Consider the following 20890-nt stretch of genomic DNA (forward strand, 5'->3'; position numbering starts at 1 on the left):
AGTATTTCTGGCATGAAGAAGCGGGCAGACCCCGGGCCCGTCAGCGGCGGTGGCGCGCCATGTCGGGCAGGGCGATATTGGCCACCTGTTCGGCAATCGGATCGTTGCCGAGCGGGTGTTGCTCCGGCCTGAATTCTTCGGGGTCGCGCAGTTTCTGCCAGTGACCGCCTAGGTAGATCTCCAGCCCGGAAAAGCGCGCCTTGTATCCCATCTTGGGGCTGCCGGGGACCCAGTAGCCCAGGTAGACATAAGGCAGACCCGCCGCGCGGGCGATCTCGATGTGATCGAGGATGATGTAATTGCCCAGCCCGTTGCGGGGAAGCTCGGGAGAGTAGAAGGAATAGACCATGCTGACGCCATCGGCCAGCACATCGGTCAGGCAGACCCCGGCCAGTTCACCGGTTTCGGGATCGACATATTCGATCACCCGGCTGCGGATCGGCGTTTCCTCGATCATCGCGGCAAATTCGAAGATGTCCATGTCCGCCATGCCGCCGTCCGCATGGCGGCTGTCCAGATAGCGGCGGAACAGGGCGTATTGGTCTTCCGTCGCCCAGGGCGAGGTGGCGCGGCGCACCAGATGCCGGTTGCGCTTCAGGGTACGTTTCTGACCCTTCGAGGGTTTGAATGCGGCCACGTCGATCCGTGCGGAAAGGCAGGAGGCGCAATCGGCGCAGGAGGGACGGTAGAGCACATTCTGCGAGCGGCGAAACCCCTGTGCCGACAGGCTGTCATTCAGCTCTGTCGCGGTGTCACCCTGCAGTGCCGTGAACAATTTCCGCTCCATCCTGTTCTCAAGATACGGACAGGGTTGCGGCGCGGTCACATAGAACTGCGGTGTGATCGGAAGACTGTGGCGCATGGAGATCCTTTGGTTGACGAAATGATAACCAAGGTCCTGTCACGCGCCAAGGGGACATTTAATAAAATGGTAAAGAGTCGCCCAGTGTCATGTGCGCCGGTTCAGCGGCACGGTGCCCAGCAGCATGTCGGTCAGCCCCTGCCGGCGTGCGGAGGTGATCATGAGCACGACGGAGATCAGTTGCAGCGGGGCCATGGCGACCGAAACCGTATAGCCCAGCGTATGCATGAAGGCGGTGCCGCCATCGAAGGGCAGGTCGCGCCCGTCGCGCAGTTCCATCCCCACCAGGCGCATCCCCCAGGTCGCAGAGCCGCTCGCGAGGGTGGCCAGCCGGTAGAGGAAGCCGATCACCAGGATCAGCGCGGGGAAAAAGAACACACCGGTAAAGGCGGTGAAGGGCAGCACCAGCAGGCACAAGGCAACAATCAGGATGCTGTCCACCACCCAGGCAAAAAAGCGCTTTGCAAGGATGCCGTCGTAGAATTCCGGCTGGTCGAAGGGATCGGGTGTCATTGCTGGTCCTGTGGCGGGCAAAGGCCCCCGGCAGGCGGCGGGGGCGGGAGAGGGTAGGTTGTCGGCCCGGTGTCCGGGCCGACCCGTGATGCGTCAGGCCTCTGCCGGGCCGTCGTTGCGCTTGGCGCGTTCGTCCATGAACTGGTCGAACTCGGCTTTGTCCTTGGCTTCGCGCAGCCGCTCCAGGAAGGATTCGAAATTGGTCTGCTCTTCCTCAAGCCGGCGCAGCGTGTCCGCCTTGTAGGCGTCGAATGCGGCATTGCCGGTGTTGCGGGTGGTCATCATCGTGCGTTTGCTGCGCTTGGCGCAGGAGGGGCCGGAAAACATGCGTTTGCTCCAGATCATGTACATAAGAAGGGCGAGGCCGACAGGCCAGAAGAAGATGAAGCCAAGCACCATCGCGGCGATCCAGGCACCTTTGCCCTTGTCGTCCAGCCAGCCCTCGGTCCGGGCGAACCAGTTCTGGCGGGTGCCGTAGCTAGAAGTTTCGGTCATGGTCGTCATGTGACAAGCCTTTCTGGTGGTAAGGCCTGACTGCGGCCTCGGGATCAAAAGGTCTTATGTGAATGCCTTTTACATCAACCAAGATGGGCATTGCCGCGATTCGTACAAGAGGGTATGTGAAGACTTTTTACATTTTCTCTGAAATCTGTTGGAAATCAGCGACTTGCGCGCCAGAAATCTGGAGCATTTCTTGCGGTGTAAGCCGGAAAACGTGATGAGGCGTGCCCGCTGCGGCCCAGATTTCGGGGAAATCCAGCAGCCGCCGGTCAAACCACATGCGGCAGGGATTGAGGTGCCCGACCGGGGAAACGCCGCCGATGGCAAAGCCGGTCTGCGCCCGGATCAGCGCCGCATCCGCCTTGCCCAGGGGTTCTCCGGCCAGGGCGGTGGCGGCGGCAAGGTCGACCTGGTTGCCGCCGGCCGTGATGAAGACCACCACATCGCCGGAGGTTTCGCCCCGCAATGCGATGGATTTCGCGATCTGGTCGATCTCGCATCCCACGGCAGCGGCCGCATCGGCGGCGGTGCGGGCCAGTTCGGTTTCACGGATCTCGGCGGGGACGCCGGCAGCCTCAAGGGCGGCGCGGACTCTTTTCAGGCTCTTGCTCATGGGCGCAGACTGTCGCAAAGCTGGGGCCATGACAAGTACGCTCGAAGCCCGTGTCACCCGATGCCCGCGACCCCATGATCCGGGCCGGGTCGATGATATCAAGGCGCTGGTGGGCGACCTGCCGCCGAAGCTGCGCGAGCTTGCTGTCGGGGCCGGGGCCTCTGCGCCCTATCTGGCGGGACTGCTGGAAAAGGAGCGTGACTGGCTGGCCGATGCCGTTGCGGACCCGGAGGCGGCAGTCCGCGCGGTGATCCGGGGCGCGGGTGAGCTGGCTCCGGAGGGGCTGGCAGACGGGTTGCGGCAGGGCAAGCGGCGCGTGGCGCTGATGGCGGCGCTGGCCGATCTAGGCGGCGCCTGGGCGTTGGAGCAGGTGACAGGCGCGCTGACCGATTATGCCGATGCGGCCTGTGCCGCCGCATTGCATGCGGGGCTGGTGGTGCAGGTCAAACGCGGCAAGCTGCCCGGGGTGACCCTGGACGATCTGGGGGATTCAGGCGGCATGGTGGTGCTGGCCATGGGCAAGATGGGCGCCCACGAGCTGAATTATTCCTCTGACATCGACCTGATTTGCCTGTTTGACGAAACCCGGTTCGACCCGGAGGTGTTTCACGACGCCCGCAGCGCCTTTGTGCGCGCAACCCGGGCGATGGCGGCCACGCTCAGCGATCTGACCGGGCAGGGCTATGTGTTCCGGACCGATCTGCGGCTGCGGCCCGACCCTTCGGTGACCCCGGTGTGTCTGGGGATGGAAGCGGCGGAACGCTATTACGAATCCCTTGGCCGGACCTGGGAACGCGCAGCCTATATCAAGGCGCGCCCCTGTGCGGGGGATGTGAAGGCGGGTGAGCGTTTCCTTGCGGATCTGCGGCCTTTCGTCTGGCGCAGGCATCTGGACTTTGCCGCCATTCAGGATGCCCATGACATGCGTCTGGCAATCCGCGAGCACAAGGGGCTGGGCGGGCCGATCACCCTGCCGGGGCACAACATGAAGCTGGGCCGGGGCGGCATTCGGGAGATCGAGTTCTTTACCCAGACCCGGCAGCTGATTGCAGGCGGGCGCGACCCCGATCTGCGCCAGCGCGGCACCTGTGCGGGGCTGAAGGTGCTGGCCGAAAAGGGCTGGGTGCCGCAGGAGGTCGCCGAAACCCTGACCGACCATTACCGCGCCCACCGCACGGTGGAGCACCGGTTGCAGATGGTGCGCGACGCCCAGACCCATGAGCTGCCGGGATCGGAGGAGGGATTTGCGCGGCTGGCGGCGATGATGGACATGGATGTACTGGCGCTGGAGCAAGACCTGCACCGCCGCCTCAGCGCGGTGCATGAAATGACCGAAGGCTTCTTTGCCGCCTCGCGCAAGGGTGCGGATCAACCCGGCGCGCCCCATGCCTTCGACAGTACGATCCTTGACCGCTGGCCCAGCTATCCTGCGCTGCGCTCTGTCCGGGGGGCGGAAATCTTTGAACGTCTCAAGCCCGAGTTGCTGGCGCGGCTGGCCGATGCGGCCAAGCCGGACGAAGCCTTGCTGGCCTTTGACGGTTTCCTGGCCGGGCTGCCTGCGGGGGTGCAGCTGTTTTCCCTGCTCAGGGCCAATCCGCAGCTGGCGGACCTGCTGATCGACGTGGTCAGCACCTCACCGGCGCTGGCCGCGCATCTGTCGCGCAATGCGCAGGTGCTGGATGCGGTGATCGGCGGCGATTTCTTCAGCGACTGGCCGGGGGCGGAGGCGCTGGGAGAAGCCCTGTCCGAGGTGCTGGCCCGCGAACCGGATTACGAGGCGCGGCTGGACGGCACCCGCCGCTGGGCCCGCGAATGGCATTTCCGCATCGGGGTGCATCTGCTGCGCGGTCTGACCGATGCGCAGACGGCGGGCCGCCAATATGCCGATCTGGCCCGCGCGGTTCTCTCCGCGCTCTGGCCGGTGGTGGTCGCGCAGTTTGCGGAACGCTACGGCCCGCCGCCGGGGCGGGGTGCCGTGATCCTTGGTATGGGGTCGCTGGGGGCAGGGCGGCTGACCGCGACCTCCGATCTGGACCTGCTGGTGATCTATGATGCCCAGGGGCAGGAGACATCGGAAGGGCCGCGTCAGCTCGCCTCGCGCAGCTATTACGCGCGGCTGACCCAGGCCATGGTCACGGCGATGACCGCGCCGATGTCGCAGGGCAAGCTTTACGAGATCGACATGCGCCTGCGCCCCTCGGGCAATCAGGGGCCGGTGGCCACCTCGCTGGCCAGCTTTGACAGCTATCAGCGGTCAGAGGCCTGGGTCTGGGAACATCTGGCCCTGACCCGCGCCGATGTGGTGGCGGGGCCTTCCGATCTGGCGGTGGCGGTTCATGCGCTGCGCGACGATATCCTCGCCCGGCCCACCGATCGCGACAAGGCGCTGGCGGAAGTGGCCGAGATGCGCAGCCGGATCGCCCAGGCCAAGGCCCCCGCAGGCCCCTGGGACGCCAAGATCGGGCCGGGCCGGTTGCAGGACATCGAATTGCTGGCACAGGCAGGCGCCCTGCTGGCCGGGACCACCGCGCGCCATATCCCTGACGGGCTGACCGCCGCCTGCACCGTGGGGCTGATCGACAAGCAGGAGGCCGAGACCCTGAAACAGGCCTACACCCGCTGCTGGGCGCTGCAATGCGCGGGCCGCCTGCTCTCGGCTGAGCCGCTGGGAGAGGAAACACTGGGTCAGGCCGGTGCGGGTTTTCTGGCCCGGACATTGAATGCGCCAGATCTGCCCGCCCTTGAGGTAAAGATCATCGGCACCTATGACGCGGCGGCGGCGGTGATCGACCGCGCCCTTTCGGGACCAGAAGGGAATGAAAGCGCATGAGCAAGGCAAAAGGCACGACAGAGGACCCCAAGGCATTGATACACGAAAGCTATCAGATCGAAGGGATCACCCTGTCCGAATGCCGCTCGATCTTTCTGGACTGGGCGCTCAGCCTGCCGCTGGAAGAGGATACGGGTGCTGCGATCAAGACCCTGCTGGAACGCTATGGCGATGATGCGCCCGATCACCCCATGTCGCAGGTGCTGCGCGAGGGGCAGGGCGGCATGACCGCGCCCCGGCGCCGGGGCGGTTGGCGCGGCCGCACGCGCAACTAGCGCTGATTTAGAGCCGATCCATCCCCTGAAGAGACGGAAATCCGCCACCTGTTATCAGCTATGCCGGACAGGCTTGCTTTCGTAACGACCGTGAGCGGCGATTGGTGGACAGCGCGACGAACGGCGGGCCTTTCCGCTGCCCCCCGCGCGGAATCAAGGCCGCAGGCCGCCGCGCATCGCCGGGCCGTCCCCTGGCACGGCGATTTGGCTGCTGTCGTGTTCCACGGATAACTTGGAAGTGCTTGGCAGCCATAAAGTGCCAGTCACCGATGTCGGCTCGCCGCACCACGGCCCGTCGATGCGCGGCTCGACGGTTCGTTGCGAACGGCAGCAAACTCCGCGTATCGGGCACCTGACCTGCTCAGTCCGGACCGCCGCTCTTAACGCGGCTGATATTGACTGAGGATGTCGCTACCGCCGCCGAATGGCCCCATTATCAATGACGTTTCGACTAAAACGTGCCTCAATCTGAGGCGAATGTCCCTCAACGCCACAGTGGGCGGCCCTGCGTTGCCCCGAAGGAGGACTTGATGAAGACCTTGAAAATCATTGCCGCGATTGGCCTGGGTGCCCTTGTTTCTGCCTGTTCGTCCGTGCCGGACCTCGCCAGCCGCAACGCGCCCTTCGAAGCGACACCGCAACTGGCCTTTCAACAACCCGCGCAGGGTGCGGGGGGGCAGATGGTCCTGCCGCAATCGCTTCAGGTCACTGCCATCAATGTGCGGGTGCCGGAAAGCCTCAAGGTCTCCGAGGCGAACCTCTTTTACCCGAGTGCCGATATCGTCTGGCGCGGTGAGCCGATCGGCAACCGCCACGCACAGGTTCAGAAGATCTTTGAACAGGCCTTTCTGCACGGCACCAAAGACATGAATGGCATGGTGGACGTGGTGCTGGATGTCGAGGTGACCCGTTTCCATTCGGTCACGGAAAAGACCCGCTACAGCATCGGCGGTGTCCACAACATGGAATTCAAACTGACCGTCCGTTCCGCGGAAACCGGTCTGCCGCTGGCCCCGACCCGGGAGGTGGAGGCGAACCTCCGCGCATTTGGCGGCAAGCAGGCGATTGATGCCGACCGCCGCGGTCAGACCCAGAAAGTGCGGGTCAGCGGCTATCTGGCCCAAGTGATCCGCCAGGAGCTGGCCAGGCCCTCGGTGTAGGCTGGCGGGCCTCTGCCCGGGTCCTTTGAATTCCGGGCTTTCACTGGCAGCGGTAAAGCACTAGACGGGGCGCTATGACAGCGCCCCTTTCCCCATCCCGCCCCTCTGACGCAGCACCTTCGGGTGATCTGCCCGTCGTGAGGCTTTTGCCCAAGGCCAATGCCCGCGCCATCCGCCACGGCTTTCCCTGGGTCTATGCAAACGAATTGGTCACCGACCGCCGCACCCGCAAGCTGGACCCCGGCACGCTGGCCCTGCTGGAAGACAACGAGCGGCAGCCAATGGGGCTGGTGTCGGTCAACCCGAATTCCAAGATCATCGCACGGGTGCTTGACCGCGATCCGGCGGCTGTCATCGACCAGCGCTGGTTCGAAGGGCATATCGCCCGCGCCCTGGACCTGCGCGCGCGGATGTTCGATGCGCCGTTCTACCGCCTGATCCATGCGGAGGCGGATGGCCTGCCCGGCGTGGTGATCGACCGTTTCGGCGACACCTGCGTGGTGCAACCCAATGCGGCCTGGGCCGAGGCCCTGCTGGAGCCGCTGTGCGCGGCCCTGATTGCCGTGACCGGCGTGACCCATGTGCTCAAGAACGCCGCCGGACGCACCCGTGCGCTGGAAGGGCTGGACGATGTGAACGCGGTGCTGGCGGGCAGCGCGCCGACCGGCCCGGTGCCGGTGCAGATGAACGGTGCGATCTATCTGGCCGACCTCACGGGCGGGCAAAAGACCGGCATCTTCTATGACCAGCGCCCCAACCATGCCTTTGCGGCCAGCCTGTCCCGTGGCGCACGTGTCCTTGATGTCTTTGCCCATGTGGGCGGCTTCTCCCTCGCCGCGCTCGCGGCGGGTGCGCAGAGCGCGCTGGCGGTGGATGGATCGGCCCCGGCGCTGGAACTGGCGCAGGGCGGGGCCGAGGCCGCAGGCCTTGCCGACCGCTTCCAGACCCGGCAGGGCGATGCCTTTGACGTGCTGACCGATTTGCGCGCGGAAGGGGCCGAATTCGATGTGGTGATCTGCGACCCGCCGGCATTTGCACCGGCGCGCCCCGCGCTGGAGGCGGGGCTGCGCGCCTATGAGCGTATCGCGCGGCTGGCCGCACCGCTGGTGGCCGAGAATGGCATCCTGGGCCTTTGCTCCTGCTCTCACGCCGCCGACCTGTCGCAGTTCCGCGTGGCCAGCGTGCGCGGCATCGGCCGCGCGGGGCGCAAGGGTGTGTTGCTGCACACCGGTTTTGCCGGGCCGGACCATCCGCAATTGCCGCAACTGGCCGAAAGCGGCTACCTGAAATCGCTCTTCTTCCGCCTCTGATGCGGGTGCTGATCGACACCTGCGTGCTTTATCCGACGGTGATGCGCGAAATGGTGTTGGGCGCGGCGGCACAGGGATTGTATGAGCCGGTCTGGTCGGCCCGCATCATTGAGGAATGGGCCCGCGCCGCCATCAAGCTGGGACCGGCAGGCGAAGCCCAGGCGCGCGCCGAAATCGCCCTGCTGCGCCGCGACTGGCCAGCGGCGGAACGGCCTCCGGCCTCCGGCATTGCCGCGCGGCTCTGGCTGCCGGACGCGGATGACATCCATGTTCTCGCGGTCGCGGTGGCGGCAAGTGCCGATGCGATCATGACCCTGAATGCCAAGGATTTTCCCAAGGGAACCCTGGCCGGGGAAGGGCTGGACCGGATCGACCCGGATCACTTCCTGACCAGGCTCTGGACGGATCACCCGGGCAAGATCACCAACGTGGCAGACCATGTCCTGCAGACCGCAAGGGCGCTGTCGGGCGAAGCATGGGAGATGCGGGCGCTGCTGAAAAAGGCGCGACTGCCGCGTCTGGCCAAGGCGCTGACCCGGTAGCGGGGGCGGAATTTTCAAAAATTCCGGCACGAAAAATTCAAATTTTTCGGCTCTGTCTCAGCTGTTCCAGCGGGATTCCAGCTTTTGCAGCGCGGCGATGCGTTCGGCGGTCTTCGGATGGCTCAGCATCCAGGCCGGCGCGCTGCCATGGTTGCTTTGGGTCAGGGCTTCCAGCTTGCGAAACAGCGAGATCTGCGGCGCAACGCCGATCCCGGCCTTGGTCAGCAGGGCGGCGGCATAGGCGTCCGCCTCATATTCATCGCCCCGCGACAGGCGCGCCGCCAGCAGCGTGGTGATCATATTGGCGAGCCACACGCCAACGAATGGAATGAACCGGCCCAGCACCATCGCCAGCACCGTGCGGATGGCATTCTGGCCGGAAAAGTCGATCATCCGCCGCCGGGAATGCCCCAGCGCCACATGGCCCAGCTCATGCGCGATCACGGATGCGATCTCTTCGGCAGAGACCTCGCCCGAGCGGAACTTGTTGTAGAACCCGCGGGTGATGAAAATGCGCCCGTCCGGTGCGGCCAGCCCGTTCACCGGCTCTATCTCGTAGATATGCACCTTGATCTGCGGCAGATCGAGCGCGCGGGCCAGCCTGTTGCTGACCTCCTTCAGGGCCGGATCGGCCAGCCGCGTCGATCGAGCATCCAGTTCCCGCGCGGTGCGCCAGCTGGAAAAGCGGTACATCGCCAGCGCATAGAGAATGGCCAGAAGGATGGGAAGGACACGGATCATGCGCTCAATATGGGGGCGGGCGGCGCGGGGGCAAGCGGTTTGTCGGTAGAATGCCGCGCGCCCCGCCCGGTCTTACCACGCCACCGGCATCGCCGTGGGGCCGCGAAAGGCCCAGCCCCGGAAGGGCACCGGCCCGGTCAGCCGCAGGCCCGGCAGCGCCTCGAACAACAGCGGCAGGGCCACCTGGGTGATCAGGCAGCGCGCGGCGGCCGCCCCGGCGCAGAAATGCGGCCCGGCGCCAAAGGGGATGGCCGCAGCGGTATCGCGGGTGATGTCAAAATCCTCCGGCCGGTCAAAATGCGCCTCGTCCCGCCCGGCAGAGGAAAACATCAAAAAGACCCGGTCGCCGGGATCAAACCGCACCGCGCCCACCCGGTCCTCGCGCGCAACGATCCGGGGCGACATGCCGATGGGGCTGATCCAGCGCGCGTATTCCGCAAAGGCCTCCTGCCAGCTGTTCTGGCCGCGACGGATGCGCTGCAACTGGTCGGGATGGGTCAAGAGCGCCCAGGCGATGCCCGCGATTGCATCGCGCGGCTCGTTCTGGCCGCCGGAAATCACCAGCTTGATATTGGCGCGCAGGCTGTCCATCGGCAGCCCCGCCTCCTGCTGAACCGCAAGGGCGCTCATCGGGGCAGGGCTGGCGAAGGCCCTGTCGATATGGCTGTCGATCAGCGCCGTGGCCGCGTGACAGCGCGCCTCCACCCCGGCATCACCGGTGTAATTCGCGCAGCCGTCGATCATGTGCTGGCTGACCCGGTCCATTTCCGCGCAGGACATTTCCGCCAGCCCGGTGATGGCGATCAGCGCCGAGGCCGAGACCGGCATGGCATAATCCGTCACCAGGTCACAGGCGCCGCGCGGGGCGAGATCCGCAAGGATGCGCCGGGCCGAGGCTTCAAAGACCGGGGCCCAATGCTGTGCCACGGTGCGCGGGCTGAGCGCGGGAAACAGCGCGCGCCGCTCCGCCTGATGGTCGGCCCCGTCCTTGCGCATCATGTTCTCGCCCATGAGACGGGTCATCAGCCCATCCGGCTGCCGGGAGGAAAACACCTCGATCCGCTTTTCCTCGCGGTGGATGTCATCGCGCCGGGTCAGCAGGGTTGCATCCAGTTCCGGCACATAGGCGATGGGGGCCTCATGCCGCATACGCGCGAGTATGGGATAGGGATCAGCGGCAAAGCTGGCCGGGTCGAGGGAGAAGAGGGGCGCGTTGGACATGGCAAGAGCCTAGGGCAGACCGAAGCTCCAGCCAATTGTAATCCAGCCAATTGCTAAGACGCGGGGTGCAATGACGAAGGGCGCCCGGCTTGCGCCGGGCGGGAGCGTCAGGCCAGTCTGGCGTCCATCGTGATGTCAGCCGTCAGCAGTTTGGAAATCGGGCAATTCTCCTTGGCGGTTTTGGCCGCTTGGGCAAATTGGTCTTCCGTTGCATTCGGAATGGTCGCGGTCACGTCCAGATGCACCTTGGGAATGTGAAACCCGCCATCCTTCTGCTCCAGATAGACGGTCGCCCTGGTCTCAATGCTGTCGGCGACAAGGTCATGCCCCTCAAGCACCATGGAAAGCGCCATGGAGAAACAGGAGGCATGGGCCGCCCCGATCAGCTCTTCGGGGTTGGTGCCCTTGCCATCCTCGAAGCGGGTGTTGAAGCCATAGGGCTGATCCGCCAGCACGCCGGTCTGGGTGGAAACAAACCCCTTGCCTGTCTTCAGATTGCCGGACCATTTTGCCGAACCTGATTTCTTGATTGCCATGATATCGTCCTTTCAACTCTATGCGCCGGACCAACGCGCCGATGCGCATAGCGTTCCGTATGAGGTACAGTGGGGGAGGAGAAAGTGAAGGACGGGCGAAACACGGGCGATGGGAGGTGTCGATCAAGTTAAAGCATCACTTTAACTTATTTATTTAATACTCAGGAATATAAAGGAAATATATCACTCCCGAGGTTTTTTCTGCCCCTTCGATACAGGCGCGCAGCCCGTTCACCAAAAGCGCCGCCTCAGCGCGCCATGGTCTTGATCCCGCGCGACAGGCCTTCAAGGGTCATGGGCACCATCGCCTCGGGGCCGAAAATCTCGCGGATCATGGAGATCGACTGGGTGTAGGGCCAGTATTTCTCCGGCACCGGGTTGATCCACAGATTGCTTTGCCACTGATCACGCGCACGGGTCAGCCATGTGGCGCCGCTTTCGGCGTTCCAATGTTCATTGGCGCCGCCCGGATAGGCAATTTCATAGGGCGACATGGAGGCGTCGCCAACGAAAATGCATTTGTAATCAGGGCCATAGGTGCGCAGGATCTCATGGGTGCTCAGCTGTGCATCCCAGCGGCGGCGGTTGTCCTTCCACACGCCTTCATAAAGGCAGTTGTGAAAGTAGAAATATTCAAAATGCTTGAACTCCGCCTTGGCCGCGCTGAATAGCTCCTGCACCACCTTTACATGCGGGTCCATGGAACCGCCCACGTCGAGAAACAGCAGCACCTTGACCGCATTGCGCCGCTCGGGGCGGGTTTTCACATCCAGATAGCCATGTTCTGCCGTGGCGCGGATGGTGCCGTTCAGGTCCAGCTCCTCCTCCGCGCCGTCACGGGCCCAGCGGCGCAGGCGTTTCAGGGCCACCTTGATGTTGCGCGTGCCCAGTTCGACATTGTCGTCCAGGTTGCGGAATTCGCGTTTGTCCCAGACCTTGGTCGCGCGCTGGTGGCGGCTTTCCTTCTGGCCGATGCGCACGCCTTCGGGGTTGTAGCCATAGGCCCCGAAGGGCGAGGTGCCCGCGGTGCCGACCCATTTGTTGCCCCCCTGATGGCGGCCTTTTTGTTCCTCAAGACGTTTCTTGAGCGTTTCCATCAGCTTGTCGAAGCCTCCTAAAGCTTCGATCTCGGCTTTCTCGGCCTCGGTCAGGTGCTTTTCCGCCATCTTTTCCAGCCAGTCGCGCGGGATGTCGACAGCTTCAAGAACGTCGTCCAAACTGATGTTTTCCAAGCCTTTGAAGGCTGCGGCAAAGGCCTGGTCGAACTTGTCGATGTTCCGCTCGTCCTTCACCATCGACACCCGCGCGAGGTAATAGAACGCCTCGACGTCATAGGTCGCGATTCCGGCTGCCATGCCGTCCAGGAACGCCAGGAATTCCCGCATCGAGACAGGCACCTTATGGGCGCGCAGCTGGTCGAAGAAGGGCAGGAACATCCGTCAGCCCATCATCATGCGGTCAACAATGACGGTCAGGATCATGCCGACAATCAGGAAGGCAATGCCATAGCCTGCGGCGTATTGTGCGATGTCCTTGCGGTTGCCCGCCCGCCTGCGCGCGGTCAGCCCACCGATCAGGGCCCCGACAAGCGCCAAAACGATTGCGATCATATTCTTCCGCCCGTGGTTACGAGCCTTTCAGCGGGTTCAGCGAAGCGATTTCGCGCAGCTTGGCCCGCACGGCCCAATCTGGCCCAAACCCGTATCGCGCCCAGCCCACACTGTCCAGCCTGACGCCACTGGCCTCTGTGGGGCGGTTCTCCAGTTCCAGCGCCTCTGCGCGCAGCAACAACAGGGTGGCGAGCAAAGCGGCATTCTCCGACTGGATCGCCGTGTCCACATGTGGGGCGATCAGCCGCAGGGCGCGGTTGCCGTCGCCCTTGGTGATGGCATAGGCCGACAATTGGGTGGCGACATAGGCCCGGTGCAGCCGGGTGCCCGGCGACATCGCATAATAGCGGTCGGCAATCAGATAATGTTTCTGGGCCATTTCCGCATCGCTGGCCTGCATGACACGGCCCATGGCGTAATGGGCAAAGGCGCGGCGGTGGTCCTGCCAGCCCATCGCACCGGCAATCCGGATCGCTTCCTGTGCCGCGGCCTGACGCCTGGCAAAGGAGACCGAACGCCCGCCCAGCGCGGTCTGGATTGCCTTGCTCCATTCCGTGGGGGTGCGGGTGGCAAAGCGCGCCCTGGCCTGGGCACCGCGCGGATTGATGCGCGCCAGGATCGCGGGCAGGGCGGCGGCCACCTGGCCCCGTGTCATCCCCGAGCGCAGCGCGGGATCGTAATAGGCGCGCAGGATCAGCATGTCGAAACCCGTCAGCACCGTATGGACATTGTCGTCGTTGAAGACGGAATCGGGCAGGCGGTAGAGATCGTTCAGCGGCCCCAGCGCCTGCGCCAGCTCCTCGTGCAGGCAATCGCGCACCTCTTGCGGGCTGGCATCGTTCGGCAGGAAAATCGCGATCTTTTCGCGGGTTTTCAGCAGGGTCCAGTTGGTCTTGGCCTGCCTGCGGGCGCTGCGGTATTCGTCAATCGTGGTGACATTGGGGGCCACGAAACAGGCCGCCTGGGGCAGAACCCGGCGGATGTCCTCGCGGCTGACGGCCTGGATGGTGATATTCGCATCCCCTGAACGGGCCTCGCGGATGTCGATTTTTGCCTCGCTGCGCAGACGCGCCATCAGCTTTCTTAGATCGGGCAGCAAGGTGGGTGGGGGGCTGCCCGCAACCCGCAGGGAAATCGGCGTTTCAAAGCGGGTCAGCACCGGCAGGCTGCGGCCACTTTCCATCTGGAAGGACAGTTCGATGAAATCCAGGGCAAGATCGTTGTTCGACCGCACCGGCGCTTCGGGCAGGCTGGTTGCAAAGCTTTTCATCGGTGGCAGGCTGCTGGCCGACGTGTCAAGGGCGGCGCGGGTGGCGACATCGGGGTTGGAAGCAGGGACGCAGGCGTTCAACAGCAATACGAGCGGCAGGAAAATGCGACCCCTCACAGAAAGAACCCTTGTCCGAACAAGGGGTTGGCGAATATCTGTTGGTCTGGCGTCGCGGCGGATGCCTGCGCCGACTGAGCGGTTCTGCTGTTCATCTGTGCCTGCCTGCACTTTTTGTTCTGTCGATCTGAGGCCTTTTCACCTTCTGACCCGACTTGAGTAGGGAGCAATTGAGGCAAAATGGAGGCAAAGCCGACAGTTTGGGGCAGGCGCGCGCATTGTGGCTTTCAGGTCAGCACGCGGGGCCGGGCGGATAGCGGCGGCGCAGGCCCCCGGCGTTCAGCGTTGCGCGCGCGCCATGAAGGCAAGCCGTTCGAACAGATGCACATCCTGCTCGTTCTTCAGCAGGGCGCCATGCAGCTTGGGCAGCGCGCTGCTGCCGTCCTTCCTGAGGTCCTCGGCATCCATGTCCTCGGCCAGCAGCAGTTTCAGCCAGTCCAGCACTTCGGAGGTGGAGGGTTTCTTTTTCAGACCGGCCTGATCGCGGATTTCGTAGAACTGCGTCAGCGCGGTGGTCAGCAGGTTCTGCTTGATCCCCGGGTGATGCACCTCGACGATCTTTTTCAGCGTCTCCATCTCGGGGAAGCGGATGTAGTGAAAGAAACAGCGGCGCAGAAAGGCGTCGGGCAGTTCCTTTTCATTGTTCGAGGTGATGATGACGATCGGGCGCTGGCGGGCCTTGATCGTCTCGCCGGTCTCGTAGACATAGAACTCCATCTTGTCGAGTTCCTGCAGCAGGTCGTTGGGGAATTCGATGTCGGCCTTGTCGATCTCGTCGATCAGCAGCACCACCTTTTCATCGGCCTCGAAGGCCTCCCAGAGCTTGCCCTTGCGGATGTAGTTCCTGACGTCATGCACCCGCTCTTCGCCCAGCTGGCTGTCGCGCAACCGGCTGACCGCATCGTATTCGTAAAGCCCCTGTTGCGCCCTTGTGGTCGACTTGATGTTCCATTCGATCATCCGCAGCCCCAGCGCGGAAGAGACCTGCAGCGCCAGTTCCGTCTTGCCGGTTCCGGGTTCACCCTTGACCAGCAGGGGACGTTCCAATGTCACGGCGGCATTGACCGCGATGGTCAGATCGTCCGTGGCGACGTAATCGGCGGTGCCTTGAAATTTCATTTGCTTTCAATCCTCTGTGATCCGGAGCTTGGCTTGAAGTCTTTAACCAAGAATCAAAAGGATTGTGTAGTGACAAAACTGAAAGGCTGAGGTAGACGCTGCGGCAGGGAGCGTTCTCGGGGAGATAAGTCTCACATGCTCAGTCTAAAAACACTTGAGGGACAATCGATGAAACAGGAAGTTTTCCTGCCGGATAATTATTCGCCGGCTGAAGATGAACCATTCATGAATGACAAGCAGCTGGAATATTTTCGTCGCAAGCTGCTGAACTGGAAATCCGAATTGCTGGCAGGCAGCCGCGACACCATCGAAGGGTTGCAGGACGGCACAAGGAACATTCCGGACGTGGCCGACCGGGCAAGCGAAGAGACCGACCGCGCGCTTGAATTGCGCACGCGTGACCGTGCGCGCAAGCTGGTGGGCAAGATCGACGCGGCCCTGCGCCGGATCGACGAAGGGGAGTTCGGATATTGCTCGGTGACGGGCGAACCGATCTCGCTCAAGCGGCTGGATGCGCGGCCCATCGCGACGATGAGCCTGGAAGCGCAGGAAAAGCACGAGCGCCGCGAAAAGGTGCACCGCGACGATTGAGCGGGGCGCCAAAGCAGGCAATCCAATCCGCCGGGGCAAATGCCCCGGCGTTTTCATATGAGGCAGGATGCGGATTTCAAATGCCATTGTGATCGGCGCCGGGATCGGCGGGCTGGCGGCCGCTGCGGCCCTGGCACGGCGCGGTGTTGCGGTGACGCTGCTGGAGCAGGCCGACAGGCTGGGCGAAGTCGGCGCGGGCCTGCAGGTCAGCCCCAATGGCATGGCGGTCCTGCGGGCCCTGGGGCTGGAGCCCGAGCTGCGCCGCAAACAGGCGGTGGCGGGCCGCGCGGTTGTGCTGCAGACCGAGACCGGTCGCGAGGTGGCGCGCCTCGACCTTGCGCGCCTGCGCCCCGACCAGCCCTATTGCTTTTTACACCGTGCCGATCTGGTCGACATGCTGGCCGGTCTGGCCCGGCGCGCCAATGTCAGCTTTGAATTCGGCGCGAAAGTGGCGAGCGTGCGGCCCGGCACCCTGCCGCAGGTGCAGCTTGCCGGGGGCGGCACAAGGCGCGCAGAGGTGGTGGTGGCCGCGGATGGCATCCATTCCGTCGCGCGTTCTGTCCTGAACGGGGCGGACAAGGCGGCTTTCACCGGGCAGGTGGCCTGGCGCGCTTTGGTGCCGAACCATATGGGCCACCCGGCAGAGGCGCATGTGGCCATGGGGCCGGGCCGCCATCTGGTCAGCTATCCGATCCGGGGCGCAAGCCAGGTGAACCTTGTCGCCGTCGAGGAGCGTGGCAGCTGGGCGGCGGAGGGCTGGAACCATGCGGATGCGCCCGCGCATCTGCGCGCCGCCTTTGACGGGTTTTCCGGGCAGGCCGCAGAGATGATCGCGACGGTGCGCGAGGTGACCCTTTGGGGGTTGCATCAGCATCCCGTGGCGGCGCATTGGCATCAGGACGGGATTGTCCTGCTGGGGGATGCGGCCCATCCGACGCTGCCGTTTCTGGCCCAGGGGGCCAATATGGCGCTGGAAGACGCCTGGGTTCTGGCCGGGGCGCTGACCGGGCGCGGGCAGGCGGGTCTGGCCTCTTATCAGGCGGCACGGCAACCCCGGGTGCGCCGGGTGATCGCTGCGGCCTCACGCAATGCCTGGCGCTATCATCTGCGTCCGGGGCTTGTCCGCAGTGCTGCGCATCTGGGTCTCGGGCTGGTCAGCCGCCTGGCACCGGGCCTGATGGTTGGCGGATTTGACTGGCTTTACGGGCATGACGTGACCCGGGCGTGATCTGAAGGCCTGCGCTGCGCGCAGATTACATTATGGATTTTTGCTGCGGGATGGATCTTCGCTGCGGGCCCACCATCCCAGGAGGGTCTGGTGCCGCCCTTGATTGATCTCTTTCATGGCACCATCCGCCCGTCTTCCCAAGCACAATAGCCGTCTCCCCCTGCGGGGGCCCCTCGGCGATTGTGCTTGGCAATCCGGTCGGTCGGCGCCCTGACGTGCTCAAGCAAGGGCGGCGCCAGACCAGGGATGTCAGCGGGTCAGACCTGGGTCTTTGACCGTTGCAGCATGCCAAAAAGATCGCGGGGATCGTCGGGGTCTGCCAGCAGGTCCAGGGGTCGGAAAAATCCGGTGCCCGCGATCTGGTCGCGGATGTAACGCAGGGCGGAGAAATCCTCGATCGCGAAGCCGACGCTGTCAAAAAGCGTGATCTGGCGGTCATCGGTCCGGCCCTGGGCCTGGCCGGTCAGCACCTGCCAGATCTCCGTCACCGGGTGGTCGGGGGCGAGCTGCTGGATTTCGCCTTCGATCCGGGTCTGTTCGGGGTATTCAACGAAGATCCCCGCCCGCTGCAGGATCGCCGGGGCCAGTTCGGTCTTGCCCGGGCAATCGCCGCCGATGGCGTTGATATGCACGCCGCTGCCGACCATGTTGTCGGTCAGGATGGTGGCATATTGCTTGTCTGCCGTGCAGGTGGTGATGATCTGTGCGCCCAGCATCGCCTCTTCGGCGCTGGCGCAGGAAACCACCGTGATCCCCTGGCCCGCAAGGTTGGCGGCGCATTTGCGGGTTGCGGCGGGGTCGATGTCGTAAAGACGCACCTCGTCCACGCCGGCGATGGCCTTCATCGCGAGGCTCTGGAACTCCGACTGGGCGCCATTGCCGATCATCGCCATCACATGTGCGCCTTTCGGCGCCAGCAGCCGCGCCACCAGCGCCGAGGTGGCGGCGGTGCGCAGGGCGGTGAGCAATGTCATCTCGCTGAGCAGAACCGGATAGCCCGAGGCCACATCGGCCAGCAGGCCGAAGGCGGTCACGGTTTGCAGCCCGTCCCTGGTGTTGCCGGGGTGGCCGTTGACGTATTTGAAGCCGTAATCCTCGCCATCCGAGGTGGGCATCAGCTCGATCACGCCTTTCTCCGAATGGCTGGCCACGCGCGGGGTCTTGTCGAAAAGCTCCCAGCGCCGGAAGTCAGCCTCGATATAGGCCGCGAGACCTTTGAGCATCTCCTCCACGCCGATGTGGTGGATCAGCTTCATCATGTGATCGACGGATACGAAAGGCACCAGCGCCTTGTCAGAGGGGGTCATCATGATCTGTTCCTTCAATAGGCGCGGTTGGGACGGTCGAAGACGCGGCGGCCCAGGGCCGAGGCGGCGAGGTCCACCATCAGGGTTGCGGTCTTGCCGCGTTCGTCGAGGAAGGGGTTCAGTTCCACCAGGTCGAGCGAGGTCATCAACCCGCTGTCATGCAGCATTTCCATGACAAGGTGGCCTTCGCGCACGGTGGCGCCGCCCGGCACCGTGGTGCCGACGGCGGGGGCCACCGCGGGGTCGAGGAAATCCACGTCGAGGGAGACATGCAGCAACCCGTTTGCCGCGGCCACCCGGTCGAGGAAAGCCTGCAGCGGGCGGGCGATGCCGCTTTCGTCGATCTCGCGCATGTCCACATGGGTGATGGCGCTGTCCTGCAGGGCGGCGCGTTCTGCCGCATCGACGGAGCGCAACCCGATGATGGCGACGTTTTCCTCGGGCAGCGGGGTGCCAATCTCGGGAAAGCCGTCAAACCCCTTGCGCCCGGTGACATAGCCCAGCGGGGTGCCGTGCAGGTTGCCGCTGTCGCTGGTCTCGGGGGTATGAAAGTCGCTGTGCGCGTCGAGCCAGAGCACGAAGAGCGGGCGCGCGGCCTGGCGGGCGTGGCGCATCACCCCCAGCACAGAGCCCAGCGACAGAGCGTGATCGCCGCCCATGAAGATCGGCAGCCCGTCCTGCATCGCCGCTTCGGCGGCATCGGCAAGGCTTTGCGTCCAGGCGATGGTGGCCTCAAGCTCCACCAGCTTGGGGTGCGGTCTGGCGGTAAAGGGGGCGGGGGCGACATTGCCCCGGTCGCTGACCTCATGGCCCAGATCGCGCAGCGCCTGGGGCAGGCCCGCGGTGCGGTAGGCGTCGGGGCCCATGAGACAGCCCTTGCTGCGTTTGCCGGAATCCATCGGTGCGCCGATCAGAATGCAGTTGCGTGTGGTCATGTGGAGGGTCCTTTGCTGTTGATCTGGAGATACCCTGCCGAACGGGGCGTGGACAACTGGGCAAACTGGCCGTATTGAGCCATAAGTGATCGATATGGACAGTCGAGATGGACAAAACGGATGAGCGCCTGATCGCGGCCCTGCGCCATGACGCGCGTGCGGCGCTGTCGGACCTTGCCACCACGCTGAACCTGTCGCGCACCACGGTCCGGGCACGGATCGCGAAACTGCGCGAGAGCGGCGAGATCATCGGTTTCACCGTGGTGACCCGCGCGGATGTCGCCCGCGACCCGGTGCGCGGCATGATGATGATCGGGATCGAGGGGCGCGGCACCGAACGGATCACCCGGCAGCTTGGCAGCATGCGCCAGGTCCGCGCGGTGCACAGCACCAATGGCCGTTGGGATGTGATCGTGGAAATCGGCAGCGAGACGCTGGAGGATTTCGACGCGGCGCTGACCCAGATCAGGCGGCTGGACGGTGTGGTGGCGAGCGAGACCAGCCTGTTCCTGAAAACCCGGAAATCAGGCTGAGCGGCGCGCCGCCGCAATCCAGATCGCGGTCAGGCCCAGGGAGATGACGGCATTCCAGCCTGCCATCGACAGGCCTGCCAATTGCCAGACAACCTCGTCGCACATGACAACGCCCATGGGGCCGTCCATCGACAGCAGGTCGCCGCCGGTCATGGTGCCCAGGTCCATGCCACCCCCGGTGCAGGAGGAGGGGCCGGGCCACCAGCCCCATTCGACACCTGCGTGATAGGCGCCGATGCCTGCGGTCGTGGCGGCGGCCAGCGCGCCCAGCCAGGCCAGCAGACGGTGCCCGCCCGCCAGCAGCGCCACCCCGATCAGGATGGCCGCCGCATGGGGCCAGCGTTGCCACAGGCACAGCTTGCAGGGGGCCAGCCCACCCAGGTGCTGAAATCCGAAGGCGCCCAGCAGCAGGCCGGCGGAGCCGAGCGTGGCCAGCAGGATCAGGGTTTTCCGGGTCATATGTACCTCACAAGGACAAAGGCGCCGACCAGCAGCAGGATAAACAGGCTGAACATCAGGCCAAGCCTGCGTTCGATGAATGCCCGCACCGGCGCGCCGAATTTCCACAGCAGCGCCGCCACGATGAAGAACCGCAACCCCCGCGCCAGGATCGAGGTGGCGATGAAAGTGCCCAGCGGCATGCCGGTCCAGCCGGACATGATGGTGATCACCTTGTAGGGGAAGGGGGTGACGCCGGCGGTCAGCACCGCCCAGAACCCCAGGTCGTTGAACCGTTCGGAGAATTCGGCCATCGCCTCGGTCTTGCCCATGGCGGCAAGGATCGGCTCGCCCAGGGTTTCAAAGGCAAATGCGCCGATGGCATAGCCCAGCAGCCCGCCCAGCACCGAGGCCACCAGCGCGACAAAGGCGATCAGGAAGGCGCGGTTGGGCCGTGCGATGATCATCGGGATCATCAGGATGTCGGGCGGGATCGGGAAGACCGAGCTTTCGATGAAAGCGACTAAAGCCAGCGCCCAGAGCGCATGGCGATGCTGGGCCAGGCTCAGCGTCCAGTCATAAAGGCGTTGGATCATTTCGTAAGGCCCGATCACTCGTCTGCCCTGCAACATCATGTG

At 64.4% G+C, this 20890-nt stretch carries 23 protein-coding genes; 8 read left to right on the forward strand and 15 right to left on the reverse strand.

Going from position 1 to position 20890, the window contains the following annotated elements; all coding sequences use genetic code 11:
* Nucleotides 1-40: 40 nt before the first annotated feature.
* The 4 genes from ACWNZ3_RS09015 to ACWNZ3_RS09030 form a co-directional block, all read right to left on the reverse strand.
* The gene (locus ACWNZ3_RS09015; RefSeq protein ID WP_274577209.1) at nt 41-862 is read right to left on the reverse strand and encodes an arginyltransferase; all 822 of its coding nucleotides are present in this window, start codon (nt 860-862) and stop codon (nt 41-43) included.
* A gap of 87 nt (nt 863-949) precedes the next feature.
* Nucleotides 950-1375 (reverse strand): RDD family protein, encoded by a 426-nt coding sequence (locus ACWNZ3_RS09020; protein ID WP_496899745.1) that lies wholly within the window; start codon nt 1373-1375, stop codon nt 950-952.
* Nucleotides 1376-1468: 93 nt separating this feature from the next.
* A complete protein-coding gene (locus ACWNZ3_RS09025) occupies nt 1469-1879 on the reverse strand; it encodes a DUF2852 domain-containing protein (protein WP_114276491.1) in 411 nt (136 codons plus the stop codon).
* Nucleotides 1880-2006: 127 nt separating this feature from the next.
* Nucleotides 2007-2489, reverse strand: coding sequence for a YbaK/EbsC family protein (locus ACWNZ3_RS09030; RefSeq protein WP_496899746.1), 483 nt, complete (start codon nt 2487-2489; stop codon nt 2007-2009).
* Nucleotides 2490-2517: 28 nt separating this feature from the next.
* On the opposite strand from ACWNZ3_RS09030, the gene ACWNZ3_RS09035 reads away from it, so the two are divergent.
* From ACWNZ3_RS09035 to ACWNZ3_RS09055, 5 genes are all read left to right on the forward strand, one after another.
* Nucleotides 2518-5319: a [protein-PII] uridylyltransferase family protein gene (locus ACWNZ3_RS09035; RefSeq protein ID WP_496899747.1), complete on the forward strand. Its 2802-nt coding sequence runs from the start codon at nt 2518-2520 to the stop codon at nt 5317-5319.
* Nucleotides 5316-5594: a hypothetical protein gene (locus ACWNZ3_RS09040; protein WP_269367366.1), complete on the forward strand. Its 279-nt coding sequence runs from the start codon at nt 5316-5318 to the stop codon at nt 5592-5594. Before ACWNZ3_RS09035 ends, ACWNZ3_RS09040 begins: the two co-directional genes overlap by 4 nt.
* A gap of 530 nt (nt 5595-6124) precedes the next feature.
* Nucleotides 6125-6754, forward strand: a complete 630-nt coding sequence (locus tag ACWNZ3_RS09045; protein ID WP_496899748.1) for a DUF6778 family protein — start codon at nt 6125-6127, stop codon at nt 6752-6754.
* A 74-nt stretch (nt 6755-6828) separates the two neighbouring features.
* Nucleotides 6829-8064, forward strand: a complete 1236-nt coding sequence (locus ACWNZ3_RS09050; protein WP_496899749.1) for an RSP_2647 family RNA methyltransferase — start codon at nt 6829-6831, stop codon at nt 8062-8064.
* A complete protein-coding gene (locus ACWNZ3_RS09055; RefSeq protein WP_496899750.1) occupies nt 8064-8606 on the forward strand; it encodes an RSP_2648 family PIN domain-containing protein in 543 nt (180 codons plus the stop codon). Before ACWNZ3_RS09050 ends, ACWNZ3_RS09055 begins: the two co-directional genes overlap by 1 nt.
* 57 nt (nt 8607-8663) lie before the next feature.
* Here the strand turns inward: ACWNZ3_RS09055 and ACWNZ3_RS09060 are convergent, their stop codons facing one another.
* The 7 genes from ACWNZ3_RS09060 to ACWNZ3_RS09090 all read right to left on the reverse strand — a co-directional run bounded on the left by ACWNZ3_RS09060 (nt 8664) and on the right by ACWNZ3_RS09090 (nt 15220).
* Nucleotides 8664-9347, reverse strand: coding sequence for a M48 family metalloprotease (locus tag ACWNZ3_RS09060; protein WP_496899751.1), 684 nt, complete (start codon nt 9345-9347; stop codon nt 8664-8666).
* 72 nt (nt 9348-9419) lie between these two features.
* Nucleotides 9420-10568: a cytochrome P450 gene (locus tag ACWNZ3_RS09065; RefSeq protein ID WP_496899752.1), complete on the reverse strand. Its 1149-nt coding sequence runs from the start codon at nt 10566-10568 to the stop codon at nt 9420-9422.
* Between the two features lie 107 nt (nt 10569-10675).
* Nucleotides 10676-11104 (reverse strand): OsmC family protein, encoded by a 429-nt coding sequence (locus ACWNZ3_RS09070; RefSeq protein WP_496899753.1) that lies wholly within the window; start codon nt 11102-11104, stop codon nt 10676-10678.
* 248 nt (nt 11105-11352) lie between these two features.
* Nucleotides 11353-12540: a vWA domain-containing protein gene (locus ACWNZ3_RS09075; RefSeq protein ID WP_269367373.1), complete on the reverse strand. Its 1188-nt coding sequence runs from the start codon at nt 12538-12540 to the stop codon at nt 11353-11355.
* Between the two features lie 3 nt (nt 12541-12543).
* Nucleotides 12544-12714 (reverse strand): apolipoprotein acyltransferase, encoded by a 171-nt coding sequence (locus ACWNZ3_RS09080; protein ID WP_269367374.1) that lies wholly within the window; start codon nt 12712-12714, stop codon nt 12544-12546.
* A gap of 16 nt (nt 12715-12730) precedes the next feature.
* Nucleotides 12731-14101, reverse strand: coding sequence for a DUF2927 domain-containing protein (locus ACWNZ3_RS09085; RefSeq protein WP_496899754.1), 1371 nt, complete (start codon nt 14099-14101; stop codon nt 12731-12733).
* Between the two features lie 279 nt (nt 14102-14380).
* The gene (locus tag ACWNZ3_RS09090; protein ID WP_114276504.1) at nt 14381-15220 is read right to left on the reverse strand and encodes an AAA family ATPase; all 840 of its coding nucleotides are present in this window, start codon (nt 15218-15220) and stop codon (nt 14381-14383) included.
* A 135-nt stretch (nt 15221-15355) separates the two neighbouring features.
* On the opposite strand from ACWNZ3_RS09090, the gene dksA reads away from it, so the two are divergent.
* Both dksA and ACWNZ3_RS09100 read left to right on the forward strand, forming a co-directional pair.
* The gene (gene dksA, locus ACWNZ3_RS09095) at nt 15356-15811 is read left to right on the forward strand and encodes an RNA polymerase-binding protein DksA (RefSeq protein WP_269367376.1); all 456 of its coding nucleotides are present in this window, start codon (nt 15356-15358) and stop codon (nt 15809-15811) included.
* A gap of 67 nt (nt 15812-15878) precedes the next feature.
* A complete protein-coding gene (locus tag ACWNZ3_RS09100; RefSeq protein ID WP_496899755.1) occupies nt 15879-17039 on the forward strand; it encodes an FAD-dependent monooxygenase in 1161 nt (386 codons plus the stop codon).
* Between the two features lie 257 nt (nt 17040-17296).
* On the opposite strand, the gene ocd is transcribed toward ACWNZ3_RS09100, so the two are convergent.
* Together ocd and rocF are read right to left on the reverse strand one after the other, a co-directional pair.
* Nucleotides 17297-18349: an ornithine cyclodeaminase gene (gene ocd / locus ACWNZ3_RS09105; RefSeq protein WP_496899756.1), complete on the reverse strand. Its 1053-nt coding sequence runs from the start codon at nt 18347-18349 to the stop codon at nt 17297-17299.
* Between the two features lie 11 nt (nt 18350-18360).
* The gene (gene rocF / locus ACWNZ3_RS09110; protein ID WP_496899757.1) at nt 18361-19281 is read right to left on the reverse strand and encodes an arginase; all 921 of its coding nucleotides are present in this window, start codon (nt 19279-19281) and stop codon (nt 18361-18363) included.
* Nucleotides 19282-19388: 107 nt separating this feature from the next.
* On the opposite strand from rocF, the gene ACWNZ3_RS09115 reads away from it, so the two are divergent.
* On the forward strand, nt 19389-19814 hold the full coding sequence (locus ACWNZ3_RS09115) for an Lrp/AsnC family transcriptional regulator (RefSeq protein ID WP_269367380.1): 426 nt from the start codon (nt 19389-19391) through the stop codon (nt 19812-19814).
* On the opposite strand, the gene ACWNZ3_RS09120 is transcribed toward ACWNZ3_RS09115, so the two are convergent.
* Together ACWNZ3_RS09120 and ACWNZ3_RS09125 are read right to left on the reverse strand one after the other, a co-directional pair.
* The gene (locus ACWNZ3_RS09120) at nt 19806-20273 is read right to left on the reverse strand and encodes a disulfide bond formation protein B (RefSeq protein WP_496899758.1); all 468 of its coding nucleotides are present in this window, start codon (nt 20271-20273) and stop codon (nt 19806-19808) included. The genes ACWNZ3_RS09115 and ACWNZ3_RS09120 overlap by 9 nt on opposite strands.
* On the reverse strand, nt 20270-20848 hold the full coding sequence (locus ACWNZ3_RS09125; RefSeq protein ID WP_496899759.1) for a YqaA family protein: 579 nt from the start codon (nt 20846-20848) through the stop codon (nt 20270-20272). Before ACWNZ3_RS09125 ends, ACWNZ3_RS09120 begins: the two co-directional genes overlap by 4 nt.
* Nucleotides 20849-20890 lie beyond the last annotated feature (42 nt).

The organism is Sulfitobacter sp. IGS-18, from assembly GCF_059628195.1.